Origin of the sequence: Actinophytocola xinjiangensis (assembly GCF_001921215.1) — a bacterium.
Taxonomy (GTDB): Bacteria; Actinomycetota; Actinomycetes; order Mycobacteriales; family Pseudonocardiaceae; genus Actinophytocola; species Actinophytocola xinjiangensis.
On sequence record NZ_MSIF01000011.1, the window covers coordinates 24,064 to 46,142 of the forward strand.

Here is a 22,079-nt window from a genome sequence, read left to right on the forward strand (position 1 = left end):
CGCGCAGGTTACCCCGTCGCGTGACTACCAGCGCAGCACGTACGCACGTTCCGTGCGCTGGAAGTGACCGACGTTGACGCACTCGGTGAAGCCCAGGCGCAGGCGCTGCGCGAGCGGCTGGTGGACATGCCCGAACAGCGCCCAGCGCGGCCGTTGCGCCACGATCAGCTCACGCAGCGCGGCCGAGCCGACCTCGGTGCGGCGGGCGACCACGTCGTAGGTCAGCTCCGGCACGTCCGGCGGGATGTGGCTGCACACCACGTCGACGTCGGTCAGCGCGGCCACCCCGGCGGCGAACTCCTCCACGGTGCGCAGGTACGGCCGGAACACCCCGCCCCGGCGCGGCGGCGCGCCGGGCGAGAACAGCGCCCCGCCGACGAACCCGAACCGCAGCCCGCCGATCTCGACGACGTCGCCGTCCACCGCGTGCAGCCCGTCGCCGGCGAACTCCGACCACAGCGCCGGCACGTCGACGTTGCCGGGGGTGGCGTAGACCGGCGCCGGCAGCGCGTCGAACAGCCGCCGGTACTGGGCCCGTACCGCCTCCTCGACCACGGCCGACGGGTCGGCGATGCCGGTCCACAGGCTCCGGGAGTACTCGGCGAGTTCGGTGTGCAGCCGCAGCCGGCGCAGCCGGGCGAACTCGGCGACCTTCTCCGGGCCGAACACCGCGCCCATGATCCCGCCGGAGTGGTCGTGGTAGTCGACGAAGTCGATCAGGTCGCCGAGGATCAGCAGCGCGTCGGCGCCGTCCCCGGCCTTCGCCAGTGCCTCGGCGTTGCCGTGCACGTCTGAGACCACGTGAACCCGCACACACCGCAGATTAGTTGCCCGGTGGACAGCCCGGCTTGCGCCCGTCTTCCAGCACGGCCTTCAGGTCAAGGGCGACGGCCTTGGCGGCGAGCTGGCGGCGGGTCTTCTCCCTGGCCAGACGCCCGCGGCGGGCCGTGGGGCCGGGCGGCAGGTCGGCACGCAGGAAGTAGTGCAGCACGGTGCCGTCGAGGACCGGCTCCAGCCAGATCTCCATGGTTCCGACCAGGGCGCCGCGCACGGTCCAGCGCAGTCCCTCCTCGCCCCGGTCGGCGTAGACCTCCAGCCGCAGGTCGGGCCAGAACCGCCGCCAGGTACCGGGGTCGGCGAACGCCGCGGCCACGATTCCCGGCGGCACCGCGAGGAACGTCTCGTCGATCACATCCACCGCTGGCACCCGTGCAGCATGGCACGGACCGGCACGCGCTAGTTTGCCTGGTGTGACCGACCAGGAGAGCCTGACCGACATGGTCCGAGCCAACGCGGAGCGGTTCGGGGGCACGATCGGGGTGCGGCGCAGGTCCGGGGGGTCGTGGCTGGACGTCACCACCCGGGAGTTCGCCGCCCAGGTGCATGATCTCGCGCGCGGGCTGATCGCCGCCGGCCTGCGGCCGGGCGACCGGATCGCCCTGTTCGCCGGCACCCGGTACGAGTGGACGCTGTTCGACTTCGCCGCGTGGTCGGCGGGCTGCCAGACGGTGCCGGTCGACCCGGACGCGGCGCCCGAGCACCTGGAGTGGGTGCTGTCGGACTCCGGCGCGTGCGCCGTGGTGCTGGAGCACTCCGGCCACCGGGAGACGCTGCGCCGGATGGTCGACCGGCTCCCCGAGATCGGCTGGGTCTGGCAACTGGACACCGACGGCGACAGCGGCGACGACACCGAGGGCGAGATCGCCCCGGCCGTCGCGGAGCTGACCGACCTCGGCGCCGAGGTGTCCGACGACACCGCCCACGAACGCCGGCTGGCCGTCGGCACGGACACGGTCGCCACCCTCGTCTACCCGCCCGGCGGCGACCGCCCCAAGCGCGTCGAGCTGACCCACGGGGAGCTGCTGGCCGACGTGCGCGCCACGATCACCGCCTGCGCCCCGCTGCTGCGTGCCGGCAACTCGCTGCTGGTCCTGCTGCCCCCCGTCGACCTGGCCGCGCGGATCCTGTCGATCGCCTGCGTGTACACCAGAACGACGCTGGGCCACCTGCCGGCGCGCACCGACAACCTGGCCACCGAGCTGGGAGTGTTCCGCCCGAGGGTGCTGGTCGCCGACAGCGGTCTGCTGCGCGCGCTGCACTCCTCGGCCCGCCGGCGCGCCGCCGACGAGGGCCGCGCCACGGTCTTCGACGCGGCCGCGGCCGTGGCCGCCGAGTACGGCGGTGGCCGCCGGACACTGGCGGTCCGCCTCAAGCACGCCGTGGCCGACACGGTGGTCTACCCGAAGCTCCGGGCGACCTTCGGCGGCCGCTGCGTGGCGACCCTCACCTCGGGTGCTCCGCTGGACCCGGCGGTCGAACGCTTCTACCGAGGCATCGGCATCACCGTGCGCGCCCTGCCGTCGCCGGAAACCGTCTAGCAAGATCGGGATCCTCCGCTTCTCCCGCGACGTCTACGAGGGTGGCGACACCCTGTGACGGAGGAGCGCATCCCCGATGACCGAGATCACCGGCAACACCACGACCAACGGCGTGACCGTGGAGGTCCACCCCGGCGGCGCGCTGTCGTCGCTGACCCTGACCCCCACCGCCCTGACCCTCGACCCCACCACCCTCGCGACGACGATCGTGCGGGCCGTGACCGAGGCGACCGACCAGGCCGACCGGCGCGCCGGACAGGCCCTGCGGGCAGCGCTGCCCGGCCACGACCTGACCGCCCTGGGCCTTCCCCCCAGGAGCCCCCGATGACCGACGCGCTGTTCACCCACCTGGCCGCCATCGAGGCCACCGCGCGGGACAGGGGCATCGCCGCCACGGTGAACCTGGACGGCCGGCTGACCGGCCTGACCCTGGCGCCCGAGGTCATGGCGCTGTCGCCGGAGGAGTTGGCCGAGCGCGTCTTCCGCCTGACCCAGCAGGCCTCGGCCGAGGCGCTCACCCAGGGCCTGGACGCGCTGACCCCCGTGGTCGGCGAGGCCGAGACCGCGCCGCTGCGCGCCGGGATCCTCAGTCCTCCCCGAAGTCGAAACTCAGCCACCGGTCCGGCCGCGCCCTGAACAGCACGAACGTCTCCGACCGCGCCTCGGTCTGCGACCGGGCGTACTCCATGGCCGCTTCCGCCGGCAGGTACCGGCTGGTGATGGCCAGGACGTCGGCCACCGGCGGGTGCCGGTCGGCGGCGGTCACCGTGCACTCGACGGTCACGTACCGGTAGGGCGGCTCCGGCCGCTGCACGCTGAAGCTGAACTGCCCAGCCTCCTCCAGCAACCGGGTCTTGCGCGCCCGCTGGCCCTCCGCGCCGGTGAAGAACGTCAGGTCGCCGCCGGGCTCGTAGGCGTACCAGATGGGCACGGTCAACGGCGGCCGGCCGTCGCTGGTGGCGACGCTCAGCACACCGACATGTGGCTGGGCGAGGTACTCCATGCGCTCGGTGGCGTCCAGCGGTCCCATCGTCGGCTCCTTGTCGGTCGTCGTCGAGCGAGCTGGTCCCTAGAATGCGCTGCCGTCCAGCAGCCGCGCCAGGCGGCGGGCGATGTCCTGCCACCGCCAGTGCCGCGACACCCAGCGGCGGCCGGCCTCGCCCATCTCGTTCGCCCAGGTCGGGTCGGCCAGCAGGGCGCCGACCCGCTCGGCGATCAGCGCCACGTCGCGGCCGTCGACGATGTGCCCGGTCACGTCCTCCAGCACGGTCTCCGGCGCGCCGCCCGACCTCCCGGCCACCACCGGCAGCCCGGACGCCGACGCCTCCAGGTAGACGATGCCCAGACCCTCGACGTCCAGGCCACGCCCGTGGGTGCGGCACGGCATGGCGAACACGTCACCGGCGACGTAGTGCGCCGGCAGTTCCTCCCACGGCACCCGCCCGGTCATGACCACGTCCTTGGCCAACCCCAACTGGTCAGCCATCGTCCGCAGCCGGTCCTCGTACGGGCCCCCACCGACCAGCAGCAACGCCGCCTCCGGCACCCGCTGCCGAATCAACGGCAACGCCCGGATCAACATGTCCTGCCCCTTGCGCGGCCACAGCCGCGACACGCACACCACCGTCGGCCGGTCCCCGAGCCCGTACCGCGACCGGATCTCCTTGCGCGCGGCGTAGTTCGGCTGGAACTGCTCGGTGTCGACCCCGGACGGCAGGTACTCCAACGCCGCCAGCCGCCCGAACGCCGACGCGAACCGCGACCGCGTGTACTTGCTGACGAACGTCACCACGTCGGTCGTGGTCCCGATCCGGCGCAGTGCCTGCCGCGCCCCCGGCAGCATCGACCAGCCGACCTCGTGGCCGTGCGTGCTGGCGATCACCCGCCGCGCCCCGGCGGCCCGCAGTGTCGGCGTCAGCAGCCCCAGCGGCGCGGCCGCGCCGAACCACACGGTCTCGCAGCCCTCGGCGCGCAGGATCTCGCGGGCCCGGCGGGCCACGTCGGGGGTCGGCAGCATCAGCCCGCCCGTGTGCCGCACCACCGGGAACGGCTGGGCCGCGTCGAACTCGGTGTGTGACCCGGTGTGGTGCTCCCAGGTCGGTGCGTACACGACCAGGTCCTGGTCGGGCAGCCGGGTCGCCAGCGCGTGCAGGTAGGACTGGATCCCACCGGGGCGGGGTGGGAAGTCGTTGGTCACCACCAGGGTCCGAGGCACCGGGAAACCCTACTCGAGGGCCGCCAGCAGGTACGCCCGCCAGCCCTGGACCAGCGCCGCCCGGTCCACCCCCAGCACGCCGCGCAGCAGGCCGTCGGTCTCCCTGGCCGACACCGCGCCGGCCGCCGCCAGCTCGCGGTACAGGCTGACCAGCCGCTGCTCGCCGTACTCGCCGGCGATGTACTTCGCCAGCGACCAGCTCTCCTGGTAGGCCTGGTCGAGGTCCGGCCCGCTCATCCGGAACGCCCGGTCCTCCGGCAGCGACTCCGGCAGCCGCTCCGACCGCACCTCGCCCATCAGGTCCGGCGCGCCCTCGGCCAGCGTGACGCCGCTGTCGCGGTAGCCGACGTAGTCGGCGAAGCCCTCCAGCAGCCACGTCGGCGAGCCGTCGACGGTGTCCGCGCGCGCGGCGACGTGGGTGATCTCGTGGCGCAGCACGACCCGCAGCGAGGTCGCCGACAGCGCCCGCACGCCCGTGGGGCTGAGCACCACCCGCTGGCCGGTGACCTCGCGGGTGGCGTTGTCGACCCGGTCGGCCACGGCCACCGCGACCACCGCGTCGACCGGGAAGTCCTTCGCGCCGACCAGGGCGCGCATCTCGCTCGGCGAGTCCGGCAGCATCAGCACCACCCGCTCGGGCCAGCTCGTCGGCCACAGCGCGCTGACCGCGCGCACCGAATCGTCCAGCTCGCCGGTCAGCCGCTTCACCATCGGCCCGTCACCCGGATGGCTGACGACGATGCCGTGCTCGGTGGGCGTCACGACGCACGGCCCGTAGTCCCACGGCCCCCGCCAGCTGCGGCGGCCGAGCCGGTCCAGGGCGCTGTCGGAGCGCAGGTACCAGGTGGCGCCGTGGCGGGCGAACAGGTAGCCCATGGCGCGGCTGGTGGGCACCACGTCACCGCCACGCAGCGCGTACCGCAGGTCGACGGCGGGTGCCCAGACCTCGTCGGCGCCGTCGGTGTCCTCCTCGGGCAGGTCGGCGACGTCCAGCGTGTCGTCCGGGCTGAGCTGGTAGGTCCACTCGTCGAACGGCACGCCGGCGAGGTTGTCGTACAGGCGCCGCTGGGTGGCGACGAACGCGTCGTCGGCCTCGGGGTCGATGGTGGCCAGGAAGGCCCGCTCGTCGCGGTCGCGGACGGCCTGGGCCCGGCGGTCGAGCAGGGCGGTGACGGCGTCGGCGCGGGTGAGGTCGGCGCGGGGTTGTGGGCTGACCACGCCCAGTGGCTGACCCGGGCCAGGGGCCGGCGCCTGGCCGGCGCTGGGCAGGGACACGATGGTGATGCCGAGCAGGAGGACCGCCGCCACCGCGGCGCCCAGCCACGCGCGCGGTCCCGCCCGGTTGGTCACGATGTAGATGTTATGTGCAAACAGGACTCGGGGCCGGCACGCGGTGCGTACCGGCCCCGAGCGCTGTCGGTGCGTGGTCAGCCCACCACACGGCGGGCGGCGAAGTAGTCCGAGCCACCGCCGTCCGGAGCGGCGCCGGTCTTCACCGGCACACCGGGCTGGGAGGCGTGGACCAGCATGCCGTCGCCGATGTACATCGCGACGTGGTGGATGGAGCCGGCGCTGCTGCCGTAGAACAGCAGGTCACCGACCTTCCACTCGCCGTAGGCCACGGACTTGCCGACCCCGTACTGCGAGCGGCTGGACCGGGGCAGCGTGATCCCGGCGGCCGCGTAGGCGTACAGCATCAGGCCGGAGCAGTCGAAGCTGCTGGGGCCTTCGTTGCCGTAGACGTACGGCTTGCCGAGTTGCTGCATGGCGACCTCGGCCGCCTGGCCGCCCGCACCCGGGCCGCCGAGGAAGACACCGTCGTCGCCGGGACCGGGCCCGGCGAGTTCGGCCTGCTCCTCGGCACTGAGCTCGTCGTAGGCGGCCTCGGCCGCGACCTTCTGCTTCTCCAGGTCGGCCGCGGTCTTCGAGATCTTCTTGATCAGCTGCTCGGCCGCGGTGGTGGCCGCCTTGGCCCGTGCCTGGGCGTCGGCGGCCTTGGCCTGCGCGGTGGCGGCCATGTCGACCGCACCGCTGAGCTTGGACAGCGATTTCTCGTTGTCCGCCGCGAGCACGCCCAGTGCCGTCGCCCGCTCCAGGAAGTCCTCGGTGGACGAGCCGGTGAGCAGGGCGGACAGCTTGTTGAACCGGGCGCCCTGGAAGGAGGCACTGGTCAGATCGTCGACCTGGCCCCGGAAGGCCTCCTCGTCGATCTTGGCCTGTGCCTGCGCCTTCTTGGCGCTTTCCATGTCGGCGTTGGCCTGCTTGAGAACTTTTCGCTTGTTACCGAGGTCGTCCTGGGCGGACAGCAGGTCCTCGTTGACCTTCGTCGCCTGCTTGGCCACCTTGTTGTACTGCGCCAACGCCTCGGACGCGGTGTTCGGTGGTGGGGGTTGCTGGTGCGCAGGGGGGAGCGCGAGAGCCGGAGCTGGGGACACGCTCACCACGGCAATGGCGGCCGTGACACTGACTGCAGCCCGGAATGCGCGCTTCATTCGATGCGACGCCACGTCGCGCGGGTCTCCTTCGTCCTCAACCGCCGACGGGACATGTGCACCTCTCCGGACCGCGTGGGGCCGCGACAGCGGACCAGCGATCGATGCGCACACCCCACCGTTTGGGGGAAATCCGGTTCAGCCCCCCGACAAGGCCGACTCGGCGGTGATCCCGCGTAGCGCGCCCTCGGGGTGGGCGGCTGACGGCCACGAGATCTCGGACAGGTTACGAAAAGTAAGTCCACTCGTCTATGGGGCGTCTCGAAAAAAGTTCGCGAGACGCCCTGATCCACCAATGGAGCAGTCCTAACTCCACTCTGTGACGAGGGCAACACCCCTGTTCACCCGGTTCGCGGCAGGCCGTTCCCCCGCCCATCTCCCGCTCAACGACAGGATTCGACCGTTCGCCGAACGGCCGTGGGGACCGAGCGCGTCCGGGCGATCACGCCGACTTCTCGACCGGCTCCAGACGCAGGCGAGGCACTATGCCGGCACGACCGAGGGCGTCGATGGCCCGCTGCTCGGAGGCGTCGAGCTCGATGGCGGGCGGGGTGCCGAGCAGGACACTCACCACGCAGTCACCGCAGGCGAGGCCGCGCACCACACAGCTGTCACAGTCGATGATCATTTCCCGCTCCCTTTTCGAACTGGTGTCCGTCTGGGGAGAAGGTTAGGTGGGGGGACCGACAATTTCCGGCGACGGGCGTGGTAAGTGGGGTGCTTGTCCGCCGTCTGACCAGCTTCATCGGTGCTTCTTGACTCGATCGAGTGAATTGGGTTCAGGAGCGGCCGAGGCGGGCCAGGAGCACGGCCGAGGGGACCGGGTGCGCGCCCCGGCGGCGGACGGAGTCGGCGACGGCTCGGTCCGAGGTGACGACCACCACCGGGCGCCCCTCCGGTTCGGCGGTGACCAGGGCCCGGATGACGTCGTCCGCCAGGACGCCCGGGTCGCTGAACAGGACGCGGACACCTCGGGGCGCGGTGGTCGGCACGGCGACCACGCCGGCGCCGTCGAAGACGAGGGTCACCTCGGCGGAGGTGCGGGCGGCCAGGGCTGCCAGCTGGCGGATCAGCCGGTCGCGCTGGTCGGACAGGGACAGCTCGGGATAACCGGTTTTCGTGACGTTGTAGCCGTCCACCACCAGGTGCACCGAGGGAAGCGCCAGGAGGCGCTCCAGCGCCGCCGGGTCCTCCACGCGGCTGACCGAGCCCTGGGCCTCGGTCGCGCCCCGGACGAGGTCCGCCGGGCGGGGGCCGGCGCCGCCAAGGGCCAGCTCTCGACGCAGGCCAGTGACGGCCCCGTCGAGGGTGTCGACCAGCAGGGCCAGGCGGACCTCGTCGGCCTGGCGGGCCTCCCTGGCGGACTGGCGGGCGATCTCGGCGTCGGACTCGGCCCTGCCGGCCCGGGCGCGTTCGGTTTCGGCGCGTTCGTGTTCGCGGTCGCGTTGGTCGGTCAGGGCCGCCACCTCGGCCTCGGCGGCGGTGCGGATCGTGGCGATCTCCGAGCTGGCCCTGGCCGCCTCGTCCTTGGCCTCGCGGACCTTGACGCCCTGTTCGCGCAGGCGCTTGCGGAGACGCTCCAACTCGACCTCGGCGTCCTGGCGGGCGTGGGACACGGCGTCCTGGAGTGACTCCAGCTCACCGCGCACCTTCGCCAACTCCGCCTCCGCCCGGTCGGCACGGGCCACGGCCGCGTCCCGCTGGGCGCGTAACGACGCGTCCGACGCCCGGCGGGCCACCAGCTCCAGGTAGTGGCCGGCGGTCTCCTCGCCCAACAACACCGCCGCCGACGCGACCGCCACCGGGTCGTCCACGGTCAGGTCCAGGGTGATGGGGCGGTGCTTGCGGCACCACTCGACCACCGCCGTTCGGAAGGCCATCGAATCACGCAGGCTGGCGATGATCGGGGCGCTGCCCAGGCGCGCCCGCTTGGCGGGGGTGAAGCGGGCCACCGCCCGCAGCTGCTGGGGAATGTCCACCGGCGGCAGGGCACCGATGGCCTCCGCGCCCAACTCGGCGATGCGGGTACGGACCGCGTCCGGCAGCGCCGTCCAGTCCACAGTGGACTCAGCGGGCTCGGGTGGGTCCCCGAGCTCGTCCGGTCCGACCGGATGGAGTGACGGTGCCATCCCATCAGGCTAGTCGGCTGGTCGCGCCGGCACTCGCTGGCTTTCCCGCACCGATTGTGTCGGTGCGCTCCGCTAGCTTGCCCGACCATGCCCAAGACGGATGGCCAGCTCGCGTTCGACGAGCTGGGCACCCCCCTGCGATCGACCACCTTCGTGGTGTTCGACCTGGAAACCACCGGTGTCAGCGACGAGGACACGATCACCGAGTTCGGCGCGGTCAAGATCCGAGGCGGTGAGGTCGTCGGCGAGTTCGCCACCCTCGTCGACCCCGGCCGGGGCATCCCGCCCGAGGTCGTCTCACTGACCGGGATCACCGACGCCATGGTGCACGCCGCGCCCCGGCTGGACGCCGTCCTGCCCGCCTTCCTGGAGTTCGCCGCCGGGGCCGTGCTCGTCGCGCACAACGCCGGCTTCGACACCAACTTCGTCCGCAAGGCCTGTCTGCGCCACGGCTACCGCTGGCCCAAACCCACCGTCGTGTGCACCGTCCAACTCGCGCGCCGCGTGCTGACCAGGGAGGAGGCCCCCAGCTGCCGGCTCTCCGCGCTGGCCGAACTGCTCGGCGCCCGCACCCGGCCCAACCACCGCGCCCTGGCCGACGCCCGCGCCACCGTCGACGTCTTCCACTCCCTGCTCGAACGGGTCGGCTCGATCGGCGTGCAGTCGCTGGAAGAACTGATCGACTACATCCCTGAGGTCACCCCGGAACAACGCCGCAAACGCACCCTGGCCGCCGACCTGCCCAACACCCCCGGCGTCTACCTGTTCCGCGGCCCCGGCGACGAGGTGCTCTACGTGGGCACCGCCACCGACCTCAAACGCCGCGTCCGCCAGTACTTCACCGCCAGCGAGACCCGCCGCCGGCTGCGCGAGATGGTCGCGCTGGCCACCCGCGTCGACCACGTCGAGTGCGCGCACCCGCTGGAGGCACAGGTCCGCGAACTGCGGCTGCTCTCGGCCCACAAACCCGCCTACAACCGCCGCTCGAAGAACGCCCGGCAGGCCTGGTGGATCACCCTCACCGACGAGGCGTTCCCCCGGCTGTCGCTGGTCAAGGTCCCCCGCGCGGACGCCCTGGGACCGTTCCGCTCCCGAGGTCTGGCGCAGGACGCGCTGATCGCGGCCCAGGACGCCACCGGGCTGCGCCCGTGCACCATCCGGATCCCGGCCCAGCGGGCGAACGCGCGGCCGTGCGCGCTTGCCGAGCTGGGCCGCTGCGCCGCGCCGTGCGCCGGCCACCAGTCGGTCGACGCCTACGCCGCCGCGCCGGTCGCCTTCCTCGGGCTGGTCGCCGGGCGGCGGCTGGACCCGTTGCGCCGGTTGGCCAACCGGCTCACCGAACTCGCCACAGCGCAGCGCTTCGAGCAGGCCGGGTTCGACCGCGACCGGATGCGGGCGCTGGTCCGCACGCTCGACCGGGGCCAGCGGCTGGCCGCGCTGGCCGCGGTGCCCGAGCTGATCGCCGCGCGCCCGGACGGCGAGGGCGGCTGGGAGTTCGCGGTGGTGCGCCACGGCCGGCTGGCCTCGGCCGGGGTCGCGCGGCGCGGGGTGGCGCCGATGCCGGTGGTCGACCTGCTCGCCGCGTCGGCCGAAACGGTGCTGCCCGGGGAGGGTCCGCTGCGCGGCGCGCCGGCCGAGGAGGTCGGCGTCGTGCTCCGATGGCTGGATCGACCGGGCACCCGGATGGTTCGATGCTCCCAGCCCTGGGCCGAGCCGGCCAAGGCGGCCGCGAGCTGGCGCGGCTGGCTGGCCAGGGCCGATGCCGCGCTGGCCAGCCGGATGGAGGTGCCGTGACTTTCGACGTGATCGCCATGGGACGGCTCGGGGTGGATCTCTACCCCGAACAGGTCGGCGTCGGCCTGGCCGACGTGACCTCGTTCGGCAAGTTCCTCGGCGGCACGGCGGCCAACGTGGCGGTCGCGGCGGCCCGGCACGGCCGGCGCAGCGCGCTGATCAGCCGCACCGGCGAGGACCCGTTCGGCGAGTACCTGCACCGGGCGCTGCGCGGGTTCGGCGTCGACGACCGGTACGTGACCGGTGTGCCGGGGCTGCCGACCCCGATCACCTTCTGCGAGATCTTCCCGCCCGACGACTTCCCGCTGTACTTCTACCGCTACCCCAGGGCCCCCGACCTCCAGATCGAGCCCGGCGAGCTGGACCTGGACGCCGTCCGGGACGCGCGGATCCTCTGGGTGACGGTCACCGGGCTGTGCGCCGAACCGAGCCGCTCGGCCACGCTGGCCGCGCTGGCCGCCCGCCACGCCCACGACCCGGACGCGATCACCGTGCTGGACCTGGACTTCCGGCCGATGTTCTGGGACTCGCCCGACGAGGCAACCCGCTGGGTCCGGGCGGCGCTGCCCCAGGTCACGGTGACCGTCGGCAACCTGGCGGAGTGCGCGGTCGCGGTCGGCACGACCGACCCCCGCGACGCGGCGACGGCGTTGCGGGACACGGGAGTGCGGCTCGCGGTGGTGAAGCGCGGGCCGGACGGGGTGCTGGCCGCCGACGACTCAGGACAGGTCGAGGTGGCGCCGGTTCCGGTCGAGGTCGTCAACGGCCTCGGCGCCGGGGACGCGTTCGGCGGCGCGCTGTGCCACGGCCTGCTGGCCGGCTGGGACACGGCGGCGACCATGCGTTTCGCCAACACCGCCGGCGCCATCGTCGCCTCCCGGCTGTCCTGCTCGGAGGCGATGCCGACCACCACCGAGGTCGAGGAGCTGATGTCCGATGTGGACTGACCGGATCGCCGGCCTGACCACCCGCCGGCTGCGTGAGCCGGAGACGATCGGCGCGCTGGCCGCCGATCGCGCCCGCCCGGAGTCCCTGCTCGGCCCCTCCGGCAAGGCGCTGGTGATCGCCGCCGACCATCCCGCGCGCGGCTCGCTGCGCGCCGGCGACGACCCGCTGGCCATGGCCGACCGGGGCGAGCTGTTACGCCGGCTGTGCGTCGCGCTGGCCCGCCCGGGCGTCACCGGCGTCCTGGGCACCGCCGACATCCTCGAGGACCTGCTGCTGCTCGACGCCCTGCACGGCCGGGCCGTGTTCGGCTCGATGAACCGGGGCGGGCTCGCCGGCGCCGACTTCGAGATCGACGACCGGTTCACCGGCTACGACGCCGCCGCCATCGCCCGGTTCGGCTACGACGGCGGCAAGATGCTGCTGCGCGTCGACCTCGCCGACAGCCGCACCGCCCCCACCCTGCTGGCCTGCTCGAACGCCGTCGACGAGCTCGCCGACCGGGAGCTGGTGGCGATGGTCGAGCCGTTCGTGGCCCGCCGCGCCGACGGGACGCTGCGCAACGACCTGTCCGTCGAGGCCGCCACCACCGCGCTGACCGTCGCCGCCGGTCTCGGCCACACCTCCGCCTACACCTGGCTCAAGGTGCCGGTCATCGGCGACGGCGGCGAGGACATGGGCCGCGTCCTGGCCGCCACGACCCTGCCGACGCTGCTGCTCGGCGGCGAGGTCGCCCGCGACGCCGACGCCACCTACGGCCGCTGGCGCCGGGCGCTGCGCCACCCCAACGCCTGCGGTCTGGTCGTCGGCCGCTCGCTGCTCTACCCGCCCGACGGGGACGTCGCCGCCGCCGTCGACACGGCCGCAAGCCTGCTCTGACCAGGGAGGACACCGTGCGCCACCACCTGCCGGCCGGCTCGACCGGCCCCGACCGGGTCCAGGTCACGCCCGCCTCCGCCGGCTGGACCTACTCCGGGCTCACCGTCCTCGACCTCGCCCCCGACCAGCCACGCACCGTGCACACCGGCGAGTCCGAGACCCTCGTCCTGCCACTGGCCGGCGGCTGCGTGGTGACCGTCGAGGACCAGGTCATGGAGCTGACCGGGCGGCCGAACGTGTTCGCCGGCCCGTCCGACTTCGCCTACCTGCCGCGCGACGCGACCGCCACCCTCACCGCGACCGCCCCCGCGACGCTGGCGCTGCCCGCCGCCGTCTGCTCGACCCGCCGGCCACCCCGCTACGCCCCGGCCGCCGGTGTGCCGGTCGAGCTGCGCGGCGCCGGCCGGTGCAGCCGCCAGGTCAACAACTTCTGCACCCCCGACGCCTTCGACGCCGAGAAACTGATCGCCTGCGAGGTGCTCACCCCCGGCGGCAACTGGTCGTCCTACCCGCCGCACAAGCACGACGAGGACCGCCCTGGCGAGTCGGTGCTGGAGGAGATCTACTACTTCCAGGTGGCGCCCGGCCCGACCGGCCCCGGCCTGGGCTACCAGCGGGTGTATGCCTCGGCGGCCGGCGGGATCGACGTGCTCGCCGAGGTCCGCACCGACGACGTGGTGCTCATCCCGCACGGCTGGCACGGCCCGTCGATCGCCGTCCCCGGCTACGACCTGTACTACCTCAACGTGATGGCCGGCCCCGGCGCCGAACGGGCCTGGCTGATCAGCGACGACCCCGCGCACACCTGGATCCGCGACACCTGGGCCGACGAGCCGACCGACCCGCGCCTGCCGTTTCAGTCCCGGAAGTAGCCGGCGAAGAGCAGTTCCGCGACCTCGGTGACCGTGGTCCGGCCGGCCGCGAACCCGGCCTCGCCGCGCAGGTCGTTCATCACCGCCAGGGTGTAGCGCTCACCGTCGCCGACGAAACCGACGGTGTTGGTCACCCAGCCGCCCTTCTCCTCCGACCAGCCGTCCTTGGTGCCGGGGTGGGCCGCCGGGCCGGCACCCCACACGCCCCACCGCTGCACCACGTCCACCGACCGCATCTCCCGGACGATGTAGGCGCGCTCGCCGGCCGGCAGCTTCGTGAGCACGTAGGACATCAGCCGGTCGAGGTCGTCGGTGGTGCACTTCTGGAAACCCCAGTACGGGTAGTAGTCGGTGAACCCCGCCTGGGGGGTGAGCGACGTCAGGCCGTACTTCGGGAAGTTCTCGTTGAACGTCAGATGGTCCTCGCCGGCGTAGCGGTACCACAGGACGTCGGCCGCGCGGTCGTCCGAGGTGTGCAGCATCGCCCCGATCAGCCGGCGGTCCTCACGCGAGAGCGTGATCTCGCCCGTGCGGTCGCGGGTGAACAGGTCGACCACCATCGCCAGCTTGATGGTGGACGCCGTCCAGGTCAGGTCCTCGGCGTGCCCGTTGCGCCACACCGCCCCGGTGCGCAGGTCCCGCACCACCACGCCCGAGGTCCCCGGCCGCCCGGCCAGGTACCGCTCGACCTCGACGAACCGCTTCTGCAGGTCGCAGTCGAAGCCGGTGTCGCGGCACACGGGCGCGGTGGCCGCGTCGCGCCGCGCCGGGTCGTCAGCGGACGAATCGGACGAACAGCCACCGACGGCGACAAGGGCCGCCGCGATGATCGCGGCGGCCCTTGTGCGTAAGAGTGACCTCACAGCTTCTTGGACGGATCCTCGTCGCTGGTGGCCAGTTCGGTGCCTGGCTCCTCGTCACCGTGGCCGTGCTGGGCGGCCCGTGCCTTGGCCAGCGCGGCGGTCTCCTCCGGCGGGTCGGCCCGCAGCAGCGACCCGGCGACCGGTTCGCCGGCCGAGCCCAGCTTGTTCATCTTCTTGGGCACCGGGGCGCCCTGGTACTCCAGCGGGATCGGGTGGCCGTGCTCGTCGACCGGCCCGAGGGGCTGGTGCACCTCGATGAACTCACCGTGCGGGAGCCGCTTGATGATGCCGGTCTCCACGCCGTGTTCGAGCACCTGCCGGTCGGACCGTTGCAGGCCCAGACACAGCCGGTAGGTGATCGCGTAGGCCAGTGGTGGCAGCAGCAGCAACCCGATCCGGCCCATCCACGTGGTCGCGTTGAGCGAGATGTCGAACTTCTCCGCCAGCACGTCGTTGGCCGCCGACAGCAGCGACACCATGAAGAAGGTGATCGCCATGACACCGAGGCTGGTGCGCACCGGAACGTCACGGGGACGCTGCAACAGGTTGTGGTGCGCGTAGTCCTTCGTGAATTTTCGTTCCAGCCAGGGATAGACCGCCGCTATACCGGTCAACAGGGGTAGGCCCATCATGAACGGGAAGAACGGCGCGGGGATCGTGTAGTTCCCCAGATAGACCTCCCACGCCGGCCATAGTCGGACCAGTCCGTCGGTCCAGGCCATGTACCAGTCGGGCACCGTTCCGGCGGAGATGTGCGCCGCGTTGTAGGGGCCGAAGTTCCACACCGGGTTGATCTGGAACAGCCCGCCCATCAGCGCGGTCACACCGATCACGACGGCGGTGAAGCCGCCGGCCTTGAGCGCGAAGGTCGGCATGATCCGGACGCCGACGACGTTGGTCTCCTTGCGCCGCACCCCCGGGAACTGGGTGTGCTTCTGGTACCACACGAGACCGACGTGCACACCGATCAACGCCAGCAGGATGCCCGGTACCAGCAGGATGTGCACGGCGTAGAGCCGTGGGATCACTTCCGTGCCGGGGAACTCACTGCCGAAGATCAACCAGTTGATCCAGGTACCGGCGATCGGGATCGACATCATCAGGCCGGACAGGATCCGCAGGCCGGCACCCGAGAGCAGGTCGTCGGGCAGCGAGTAGCCGGCGAAGCCCTCGACACAGCCGAGCATGAAGATCAGCACGCCGATGACCCAGTTGGCCTCGCGCGGCCGGCGGAACGCACCGGTGAAGAAGGTGCGGAACATGTGCACGACGATCGCCGACATGAACAGCAGCGCCGACCAGTGGTGCACCTGCCGGACGAACAGGCCGCCGCGCACGTCGAAGGAGATGTAGAGCGTGGACTCGTAGGCCCGCGACATCTCCAGACCGCGCAGGTTCACGAACGAGCCCTGGTAGGTGACCTCCTGCATCGAGGGGTCGAAGAACAGGGTCAGGTACGTGCCGGACAGCAGCAGGACGATGAAGCTGTAGAGCGCGACCTCACCGAGCAGGAACGACCAGTGGGTCGGGAAGACCTTGTTCAGCTGCCGCCGGACACCGCCGGCGGGGTGGAACCGGTCGTCGACCCACTTGGCCGCACCACCGGCGGCCCGCATGGCGATGTTGTCCGGCTTGGTCGGTGTCGTCAGTCCGCTCATGACTTCCGCTCCCAGTACGCGGGCCCGATCGGCTCGTTGAAGTCACCGGTCGAGATGAAGTAACCGGTGTCCGGGTCCACGGTGATCGGCAGCTGCGCCAGCTTGCGGGTCGCCGGGCCGAACACCGGCTTGGCGTACTGCAGCGCGTCGAACTGCGACTGGTGGCACGGGCACAGGATGCGGTTGGTCCGCTGCTCGTACAGCGAGGTCGGACAACCGACATGACTGCAGATCTTCGTGTAGGCGTAGTAGTCGCCGTAGTTGTAGTCCTCCTGGCCCTCGTGCTTGACGACGCGCGCGGCGTCCTCGGGGCGCAGCCGGATCAACATGACGGGATTGTCCGCCCGCTTGAGCGCGTGCACCAAGGCCTCGTGGTCGCCGCGCTCCGACTCGCGGAACGGGAAGACCGTCTCCATCGCGCCGGAGTCGAGGTCCTCGGGCCGGACCAGCTCGACCTGGCTGGAGTCGCCGGTGTCGCGGCGCAGGTAGACCTTCTCGTCGTCGCCGTGGTGCAGCCACCCGGTGTGCAGCAGGCCGTCCTCGTTGGAGGACTGGGCGTGCGGGTTGCGCAGCAGGCCACCCAGCGGCACCACGGTCAGCGCCAGGCCGAGCACGCCGCCGCCGAACAGCAGCGAACGGGTGATCATCGGCCGGCGGGCGATCGTGCTGTCGTTGCCGGCGTCGGCGAGCTGGGCGAGGATCGTCGCCTTGTCCAGCTCGTTGGAGCCGCCGTCGTGGCGCTCCTGCACGGCCACCTCGTGCGGAACGAACCGCCGGGTGTACATCAGCACGCCGATGCCGACCGCCAGGATCGCCACGCCCAGCGTGAGACCGATGACCGGCGTGTACAGGGAGTACATCAGGTGGCCCGGCTCGTTGGGGGCAACGTACTTGGCCGGCCACCAGATGAAGGCCACCACGAACGCCAGGCCGGCGATACCGGACAGGGCGAACCAGAAGGCGACCGCCCGCTCCGCGCGCTTCTCCGCGCGGGTGCCCTTCACCGGCCACGGGTCCGGGTACTCGACCAGCTCGACGCCGTCCATCTTCATGCCGAGCGTGGACAGCTCGTCCCGGCTCATCCGGGCGATCTGCTCGTCGCTCGGCCTCTCCGGCTGGTTTTCCGTGCTCATTGCTTAGCCCCGATCCACAAGGTGATGCCGAGCAGCGCGGCGATCCCCACGATGAACCCGATCAAGCCCTCCGACTGCGGCCCCAGCCCACCGAGGGAGTTACCTCCGGGGTTGTTGTTGCCGTCGGTCACCGACTTGACGTACGCGATGATGTCCTTCTTCTCCGTCGGCGACAGCTGGCGCTCGGAGAAGCGCGGCATGTTCTGCGGGCCGGACAACATGGCCGCGTACATGGCGTCCTCGGTCACGTTGTCCAGCGGCGGCGCGGCCTTGCCGGACGACAGCGCCCCACCCCGGCCGGTGAAGTTGTGGCACGAGGCGCAGTTGAGGCGGAACAGCTGGCCGCCGCGCGCGGGGTTGTCCCCCTGCAGCTGCGCACCGGACTCCTCCGGCATCTCGACGCCACCGCCGTTGGCCTGGATGAACGCCGAGATCTGCTCGATCTCGTCCGGGGTGAGCACCGGCGGCTTCTTCTTGGCCTGCGCGCCCTGCACCACGGCCGGCATGCGACCGGTCGAGGTCTGGAAGTACACCGACGCCTCGCCGACACCGATCAGGCTCGGGCCGCGGTCCGTGACACCCTCGAGGTTCGCGCCGTGGCAGCTGATACAGGTGTTGTTGTAGATCTGCTCACCCTGCCGCACCGTGATCGGGTCGTCCTGGGCCTGGGCGGTCTGCGGCTCCGGCACCAGCAGGCTGTACAGCGCCCCGGCACCGATCAGCGCGACGGCGAGCGCGAGCATCCCGGCCATGCGCCGCCGAAACTTCGTGCCGGCCCTTCGTTTCTTCATCATCTGTGCGGCAACCCCTGTGTCAGTTCGGGTTCTGGCTGTCGGTCCGTCCTGGTCATCTCACGCGGTCACTTCACGAAGTAGATGACGGTGAACAGGCCGATCCAGACGATGTCGACGAAGTGCCAGTAGTACGACACGACGATGGCCGACGTCGCCTGCGCCGGGGTGAACTTGCTCATCCTGGTGCGGATGAGCAGGTACACGAACGCGATGAGTCCCCCGGTCACGTGCAGGCCGTGGAACCCCGTGGTCAGGTAGAAGACGGTTCCGTACGCCGAGGACGGAATGGTGGTGCCGTCCTGGATCAGCTGGTAGTACTCGTAGGCCTGACCGAGGACGAAGACCGTGCCCATGATCAGGGTGATCGTGTACCACCGCCGTAGCCCGAACACGTCACCTCGCTCCGCCGCGAACACACCCAGCTGACAGGTGAGAGACGAGGCGACGAGGACGATCGTGACAGCTAGCGCGTACGGCACGTTGAGATGCGTCGGCTCCGGCGGCCAGTGGTCACTCTCGTTCTGCGCCTTGACGGTGAAGAACATGGCGAAGAGGCCGGCGAAGAACATCAGCTCGCTGGCCAACCAGACGATCGTGCCGACGCTGACCATGTTGGGCCGGTTCAGCGAGTGCACACGCTGGTGGATTGAAGGCGCTGCTGTCGTCACGACGGGCATTATTGCCTGCCCTCAGCTGGTGGGACTGATCGGGTCCACGGCGCGTCCGGGGCATACGAGTGATCCACGACCGGGACCACCCGGACGCGGGCACCTGCCACCCTCCAGGGCGTGCCGGATAGCATCAGGTCGTCGTGTTCGCACCCTCCCGGAGGCCCCCATGAGCTCGCCGCTGAAGATCCTGGTGTTCAGCCACCGGCCCGAGGTCCGGGAGACCATTCTCACAGCTGTCGGCCGCCGGCCGGCCGCCGACGTCGGGCGGGTCGAGTACCACGAGGCGGCCACCATCTCCGACGTGCTGATGGAGATGGACTCGGGCACCGTTGACCTGGCGATTCTCGACGGCGAGTCCCAGCCGACCGGCGGGATCGGCCTGTGCCGCCAGCTCAAGCACGAGATCGACGACTGCCCGCCGATCGTCATCGCGATCCGCCGCAAGGACGACCGCTGGCTGGCGACCTGGTCACAGGCCGACGCGGTGATCGTGCACCCGCTCGACCCGCTGGCCGCCGCCGAGACCGTCGCCGACGTGCTGCGCAACCGGCCGCTACCCGTCCACCAGGGGTGATCGCAACCGTGAGCGCGACCGAACCGACCTGGCCGACCCTGCTCAACAGCCTCGTGGGTGGGACGCATCTCACCACCGCGGACACCTCCTGGGCCATGAACGAGATCATGTCCGGCACGGCCAGCCCGGCCCAGATCGGTGCCTTCGCGGTCGCGCTGCGGTCCAAGGGCGAGACCCCGGACGAGGTCGCCGGCATGGCCGAGGCCATGCTCGCGCACGCCCGCCGGGTCCCCCTGGACACGCCGGCCGCCGACGTCGTGGGTACCGGCGGCGACCAGGCCGGGACCGTGAACATCTCCACCATGAGCGCGTTGGTGACCGCCGCCGCCGGGGTCCCGGTGGTCAAGCACGGCAACCGCGCGGCGTCCTCGCGCTGCGGCGCGGCCGACGTGCTGGAGTCGATCGGCGTGGCCATCGAGCTGTCGCCGGCAGCGGTTCTCGAGTGCGTCACGAGCGTGGGCATCGGTTTCTGCTTCGCCCCGGCCTATCACCCCGGTTTCCGGCACGCGGGCCCGGTCCGCAGGGAGCTCGGCATCCCGACGGCGTTCAACATCCTCGGGCCGCTGACCAACCCGGCGCAGCCGACGTCGGCCCTGATCGGCTGTGCGAACGAGCGGCTGGCGCCGGTCGTGGCCGAGGTGCTGGCCGCCAGGGGCTTCAGCGTCCTGGTCGTGCGCGGCGACGACGGCCTGGACGAGATCACCTCGACCACCACCACGACCGCCTGGGTCGTGTCCGGCGGCACGGTCCGCGTGGACAAGATCGACCCGGCCCTGCTGTCGGTCGACCCGGTCGACCCGGCCGACCTGGTCGGCGGGGACGCGGCGACCAACGCGGCCGTGCTGCGGGCACTGGCCGCCGGCGAGAAGGGCCCGGTGCGCGACACCGTGGTACTCAACGCGGCGGGGGCGATCGCCGCCTTCCGTGGCCTGTCCGGGGACCTGCACGCCGATCTGAGGGCCGGCGCCGAGGCCGCCAACGCGGCCCTGGACAACGGCTCGGTCACCGAGCTGCTGGAGCGCTGGGCGGCCCTGTCGACCGAGCTGCGGGCGCGCGACGAGGCCGAGGCCGCTACCGCCGCCAGCTGAGAGACGGACACGGAAAGACCCCGCGAGCCTGGCTCGCGGGGTCTTTCGCTGTTCGGGGTGTCTCGGTGTTCGCTCAGTCGGTCACGTTGGGCCGGGTGTGGTACTCGAACACCAGGCCGCCGACCGTGATCAGCACCAGCACCAGGCCGATCACCAGCAGCCAGATCTGCCAGAACGCGATGGCGATGGCCGCGATGCCGCCGGCCGCCGCGATGCCGACCGGCCAGTACGAGCCGGGGCTGAAGAAGCCGATCTCGCCCGCGCCGTCGCTGATCTCGGCGTCCGGGTTGTCCTCCGGCCGCTGCTCCACGCGCCGGGCGACGAACTGGAAGTACGACCCGATGATCAGCGACAGCCCACCGGTCAGGATGAGCGCGACGGTGCCGACCGGCTCCTGCGCCCAGAACCCGTAGACGATCGCGGCGATGAAGAAGAACGCGGTCGTCAAGTGGAAGAGCCTGGCTTCGACCTTCATGCTGTCCTCACTCTCGCGGACCTGACGACACTCAGTTCGACGAGGTACGGGCCGTGCGGTCGGTGTCGAACGGGATGGTGGTGTTGGCGGTCGGGCTGCACAGTTCGCCGCAGTCCGGGTCCTCCTCACCCATCACCGTGAGCGCCTCGGCCGCCGTGTACGGCTCGTTGGTGGTCTCGTTGATGCTCCGGCGCAGGATCATGTAGCGGTCGAACCGCTCCGGGCTGATCGCGCGGACCTCGAAGTTCATCGCCGAGTGGTAGGACCCGCACAGCTCGGCGCACCGGCCGACGAACGAGCCTTCCCTGTCGATGGAGTTCTGGAACGTGTTGTCCTGGTTGTTCTTCTCCGGGTACGGGAAGACGTCCCGCTTGAAGTGGAACTCCGGAACGTAGAACGAGTGGATGACGTCCCGACCGCGCAGGTTGTAGTGGATCTGGCTCTCGGTCGGCAGCACCAGCAGCGGGATCTCCGAGGAGTTGCCGATGGTGGTGACCAGCGGGCCCTCCGGCGTGCGCGGCGCGACGACGGCACCGGAGGTGTCACGGTAGCCGTCGTACTCGAACTGCCAGTTCCACTGGAACGCGAGGACGTTGACGGTGACGTCGACGTTCTCCTCCGGCTCCTCGGCCAGCACGTAGTTCTGGGTGGTCATCGTGAAGTAGAACAGGATCACGACCACCACGGACGGGATGCCGGTGTAGATCCACTCCAGGAAGTGGTTGTACTGGAACTGCTTGGGCAGCTTGTCCCCGCGCTTGCGGTGTGCGATCACCGGCCACAGGATCAGCGCCCAGACCAGCACGCCGACGGCCAGTGACGCGACCACCGACCAGGTCCAGAAGTCGCGCATCCGTTCAGCCTGTGGGGTGACCCCCTCCGGCCAGCCGAACCGCAGAACGTCGCCGGCGGTACAACCGGACAGGGTGAGGGAAGCCAGTCCGGCCAGGCCGGCCAGACCCACGACCCGCTTGGCCGGCGTGCGCCTCTTGTCGCCCACTGCGCGCCCCTCCTCAGACATCCCGTGATCTAGGTCGGGAGCCTAGCCGAGCGGCGCAGGCCACACCGCGTCGGGCCGGCCGTGCTCGTTCCCGCCATACTTGGGCTCGACGAGCACTC

Annotated in this window: 24 protein-coding genes; 9 read left to right on the forward strand and 15 right to left on the reverse strand. The window is 71.5% G+C overall.

The features are described 5' to 3' along the window. Positions 1-24: 24 nt before the first annotated feature. A complete protein-coding gene (locus BLA60_RS21830; protein ID WP_075134821.1) occupies positions 25-813 on the reverse strand; it encodes a metallophosphoesterase family protein in 789 nt (262 codons plus the stop codon). Positions 814-823: 10 nt separating this feature from the next. Beyond that, positions 824-1,207, reverse strand: coding sequence for a polyketide cyclase / dehydrase and lipid transport (locus BLA60_RS21835; protein WP_075134822.1), 384 nt, complete (start codon positions 1,205-1,207; stop codon positions 824-826). 43 nt (positions 1,208-1,250) lie between these two features. On the opposite strand from BLA60_RS21835, the gene BLA60_RS21840 reads away from it, so the two are divergent. The 3 genes from BLA60_RS21840 (at position 1,251) to BLA60_RS21850 (ending at position 3,014) form a co-directional block, all read left to right on the forward strand. Further along, entirely contained in the window at positions 1,251-2,378 is a 1,128-nt protein-coding gene (locus tag BLA60_RS21840) for an AMP-binding protein (RefSeq protein WP_075134823.1), read from the forward strand. A 76-nt stretch (positions 2,379-2,454) separates the two neighbouring features. Beyond that, positions 2,455-2,706, forward strand: coding sequence for a YbaB/EbfC family nucleoid-associated protein (locus BLA60_RS21845; RefSeq protein ID WP_075134824.1), 252 nt, complete (start codon positions 2,455-2,457; stop codon positions 2,704-2,706). Continuing rightward, positions 2,703-3,014: a hypothetical protein gene (locus BLA60_RS21850; RefSeq protein ID WP_075134825.1), complete on the forward strand. Its 312-nt coding sequence runs from the start codon at positions 2,703-2,705 to the stop codon at positions 3,012-3,014. The genes BLA60_RS21845 and BLA60_RS21850 overlap by 4 nt, the downstream gene beginning before the upstream one ends. Here BLA60_RS21850 and BLA60_RS21855 read toward each other — a convergent pair. From BLA60_RS21855 to BLA60_RS21880, 6 genes are all read right to left on the reverse strand, one after another. Further along, positions 2,965-3,408, reverse strand: a complete 444-nt coding sequence (locus BLA60_RS21855) for a pyridoxamine 5'-phosphate oxidase family protein (protein WP_075134826.1) — start codon at positions 3,406-3,408, stop codon at positions 2,965-2,967. The genes BLA60_RS21850 and BLA60_RS21855 overlap by 50 nt on opposite strands. Before the next feature lie 39 nt (positions 3,409-3,447). Beyond that, positions 3,448-4,593, reverse strand: coding sequence for a glycosyltransferase family 4 protein (locus tag BLA60_RS21860; RefSeq protein ID WP_075134827.1), 1,146 nt, complete (start codon positions 4,591-4,593; stop codon positions 3,448-3,450). Positions 4,594-4,602: 9 nt separating this feature from the next. After that, positions 4,603-5,943: a hypothetical protein gene (locus tag BLA60_RS21865; RefSeq protein WP_245812087.1), complete on the reverse strand. Its 1,341-nt coding sequence runs from the start codon at positions 5,941-5,943 to the stop codon at positions 4,603-4,605. 77 nt (positions 5,944-6,020) lie between these two features. Then, positions 6,021-7,028, reverse strand: coding sequence for a C40 family peptidase (locus BLA60_RS21870; protein WP_154814509.1), 1,008 nt, complete (start codon positions 7,026-7,028; stop codon positions 6,021-6,023). A 499-nt stretch (positions 7,029-7,527) separates the two neighbouring features. Further along, on the reverse strand, positions 7,528-7,713 hold the full coding sequence (locus BLA60_RS21875) for a hypothetical protein (protein ID WP_075134829.1): 186 nt from the start codon (positions 7,711-7,713) through the stop codon (positions 7,528-7,530). A 151-nt stretch (positions 7,714-7,864) separates the two neighbouring features. Beyond that, complete coding sequence (locus tag BLA60_RS21880) at positions 7,865-9,214, reverse strand: NYN domain-containing protein (RefSeq protein ID WP_075134830.1); 1,350 nt, start codon at positions 9,212-9,214, stop codon at positions 7,865-7,867. Positions 9,215-9,301: 87 nt separating this feature from the next. Between BLA60_RS21880 and BLA60_RS21885 the strand changes: the two genes are divergently transcribed. Genes BLA60_RS21885 through iolB form a run of 4 tightly spaced genes read left to right on the forward strand, consistent with a single transcriptional unit; the run spans position 9,302 to position 13,704 of the window. After that, entirely contained in the window at positions 9,302-11,008 is a 1,707-nt protein-coding gene (locus BLA60_RS21885) for a DEDD exonuclease domain-containing protein (RefSeq protein ID WP_075134831.1), read from the forward strand. Further along, on the forward strand, positions 11,005-11,955 hold the full coding sequence (iolC, locus tag BLA60_RS21890) for a 5-dehydro-2-deoxygluconokinase (protein WP_281257471.1): 951 nt from the start codon (positions 11,005-11,007) through the stop codon (positions 11,953-11,955). Before BLA60_RS21885 ends, iolC begins: the two co-directional genes overlap by 4 nt. After that, positions 11,945-12,832 carry a Cgl0159 family (beta/alpha)8-fold protein gene (locus tag BLA60_RS21895; RefSeq protein WP_075134832.1) on the forward strand — a complete coding sequence of 296 codons (888 nt, stop codon included), beginning with the start codon at positions 11,945-11,947 and terminating at the stop codon, positions 12,830-12,832. Before iolC ends, BLA60_RS21895 begins: the two co-directional genes overlap by 11 nt. 14 nt (positions 12,833-12,846) lie before the next feature. Next, positions 12,847-13,704 carry a 5-deoxy-glucuronate isomerase gene (gene iolB / locus BLA60_RS21900; protein ID WP_075134833.1) on the forward strand — a complete coding sequence of 286 codons (858 nt, stop codon included), beginning with the start codon at positions 12,847-12,849 and terminating at the stop codon, positions 13,702-13,704. On the opposite strand, the gene BLA60_RS21905 is transcribed toward iolB, so the two are convergent. The 5 genes from BLA60_RS21905 to ctaE all read right to left on the reverse strand — a co-directional run bounded on the left by BLA60_RS21905 (position 13,689) and on the right by ctaE (position 18,829). Beyond that, positions 13,689-14,567, reverse strand: a complete 879-nt coding sequence (locus tag BLA60_RS21905; RefSeq protein ID WP_245812088.1) for a class A beta-lactamase-related serine hydrolase — start codon at positions 14,565-14,567, stop codon at positions 13,689-13,691. The two genes, iolB and BLA60_RS21905, sit on opposite strands and share 16 nt — an antisense overlap. Continuing rightward, complete coding sequence (gene qcrB, locus BLA60_RS21910) at positions 14,564-16,225, reverse strand: cytochrome bc1 complex cytochrome b subunit (protein WP_075134834.1); 1,662 nt, start codon at positions 16,223-16,225, stop codon at positions 14,564-14,566. The genes BLA60_RS21905 and qcrB overlap by 4 nt, the downstream gene beginning before the upstream one ends. Beyond that, positions 16,222-17,358, reverse strand: a complete 1,137-nt coding sequence (gene qcrA, locus BLA60_RS21915; protein ID WP_075134835.1) for a cytochrome bc1 complex Rieske iron-sulfur subunit — start codon at positions 17,356-17,358, stop codon at positions 16,222-16,224. Before qcrA ends, qcrB begins: the two co-directional genes overlap by 4 nt. Beyond that, positions 17,355-18,152: a cytochrome bc1 complex diheme cytochrome c subunit gene (gene qcrC / locus BLA60_RS21920; RefSeq protein WP_075134836.1), complete on the reverse strand. Its 798-nt coding sequence runs from the start codon at positions 18,150-18,152 to the stop codon at positions 17,355-17,357. The genes qcrA and qcrC overlap by 4 nt, the downstream gene beginning before the upstream one ends. Positions 18,153-18,217: 65 nt before the next feature. Further along, positions 18,218-18,829, reverse strand: a complete 612-nt coding sequence (ctaE, locus tag BLA60_RS21925; RefSeq protein WP_075134837.1) for an aa3-type cytochrome oxidase subunit III — start codon at positions 18,827-18,829, stop codon at positions 18,218-18,220. 160 nt (positions 18,830-18,989) lie between these two features. Here ctaE and BLA60_RS21930 point away from each other — a divergent pair, with 160 nt between their 5' ends. Together BLA60_RS21930 and trpD are read left to right on the forward strand one after the other, a co-directional pair. Then, a complete protein-coding gene (locus BLA60_RS21930; protein WP_075134838.1) occupies positions 18,990-19,397 on the forward strand; it encodes a hypothetical protein in 408 nt (135 codons plus the stop codon). An 8-nt stretch (positions 19,398-19,405) separates the two neighbouring features. Then, the gene (gene trpD / locus BLA60_RS21935; protein ID WP_075135018.1) at positions 19,406-20,485 is read left to right on the forward strand and encodes an anthranilate phosphoribosyltransferase; all 1,080 of its coding nucleotides are present in this window, start codon (positions 19,406-19,408) and stop codon (positions 20,483-20,485) included. A gap of 73 nt (positions 20,486-20,558) precedes the next feature. Here the strand turns inward: trpD and BLA60_RS21940 are convergent, their stop codons facing one another. Beyond that, positions 20,559-20,960: a cytochrome c oxidase subunit 4 gene (locus BLA60_RS21940; protein WP_075134839.1), complete on the reverse strand. Its 402-nt coding sequence runs from the start codon at positions 20,958-20,960 to the stop codon at positions 20,559-20,561. A 31-nt stretch (positions 20,961-20,991) separates the two neighbouring features. Then, positions 20,992-21,981, reverse strand: coding sequence for an aa3-type cytochrome oxidase subunit II (gene ctaC, locus BLA60_RS21945; protein ID WP_075134840.1), 990 nt, complete (start codon positions 21,979-21,981; stop codon positions 20,992-20,994). Between the last annotated feature and the right edge of the window lie 98 nt (positions 21,982-22,079).